The organism is Actinacidiphila sp. bgisy167 (assembly GCF_057707665.1).
The window spans coordinates 1-1,374 of sequence record NZ_JBYIQP010000203.1; the positions used below are offsets into that span (position 1 = coordinate 1).

General features: G+C 69.4%; 1 protein-coding gene. It reads left to right on the forward strand.

Annotated elements, in window-relative coordinates:
* Positions 1-152 precede the first annotated feature (152 nt).
* Entirely contained in the window at positions 153-1,340 is a 1,188-nt protein-coding gene (locus AC3ET4_RS30785; RefSeq protein ID WP_431955256.1) for an ISAs1 family transposase, read from the forward strand.
* Positions 1,341-1,374 lie beyond the last annotated feature (34 nt).

Here is a 1,374-nt window from a genome sequence, read left to right on the forward strand (position 1 = left end):
CCAGGGGCCGTTGCATGTTCGCGATCCGTCCGGAACGTCGTGCTGGTCCGGCCTTGGAGTGGACGTCCTGGTTCGAGCAGGGGCAAACGCAGTGCAGGCACGGTCTCGGTGATCATGTGAGTGTCGAAGTCCCATGAACACCTGGCGAGTCCGTGCCTGCTCCTGCATCTTCCCTCATTCCCACCGCGCTGGACCAACTGGGCCGGGCTGCCGCGCCGGTCCCGCTGGCGGACGCGGTCGCACTGTCCGGTTTCCTGGATCTGGTGCCCGACCCGCGAGGAGTCCGGGGCCGCCGCTACCGGTTGTCCGCTCTGGTCGCCGCGGCCGCGGCCAGTGTCCTGGCTGGTGCCCGCTCGCTCACCGCGATCACGGAATGGATCAGCGACATCCCCACCTGGGCCTGCCGGGTTCTCGGCTTCCCCACCGACCCGCTCTCCGGCACCGTCTCCGTACCACACCCCCACACCCTGCGCCGTCTCCTCGTCCAACTCGACGGCGACGCTCTGGACCAGGCGATCGGCGCCTTCCTCACCGCCCGCGCCGCCCCGGCCGGCCCCGGACTGCGAGCGATCGCCGTCGACGGCAAGGCCCTACGCGGCTCGCGCACCCCCGTCACCGGGCACGTCACCCTCCTCGCCGCGATGGACCACACCGGCCACGTCCTGGCCCAGCGCCAGGTCGCCGACAAGAGCAACGAGATCCCCGCCTTCCGGCCTCTGCTGGACAGCATTGACCTGACCGGCACGGTCATCACCGCGGACGCGCTGCACACCCAGCACGCTCACGGCACCTACCTCCGCGAGCGCGGTGCCCACTACATCGCCCAGGTCAAGGCCAACCATCCCGGCCTGTTCGACCGCGTCCGCCGCCTGCCCTGGCGCGAGATCACACTCGACCACTACGACCGCACCCGGGCCCACCACCGCCTGGAGATCCGGCGACTGAAGACCGCCGCCTTCGCCCACCTCGACTACCCCGACGCCCGCCAGGCCCTTCAAGTCGTGCGCTGGAGGAAGAACTTCACCAGCGGCAAGCTCACCATCGAGCGCGTCTACCTGATCACCAGCCTGCCGCCCGGCGCGGCTACCGGCGCCCAGATCGCGGACTGGATCAGAGGGCACTGGAAGATCGAAAATCTTCTGCACCACGTCCGCGACCGCACGTTCCGCGAGGACGACTCCAAGATCCATGTCGGCCATCTCCCGCGCATCATGGCCAGCCTGCGCAACCTCGCCATCGGCGTCCACCGTCAGGACGGCCACACCAACATCGCCGCCGCCCTACGTCACACCGCTCGCGACTGGCGAAGGCCCCTGGCCGCCCTCGGCATCACCGGATGAATCCGGACAGACCTCGATCATGCAAGGGACCCTG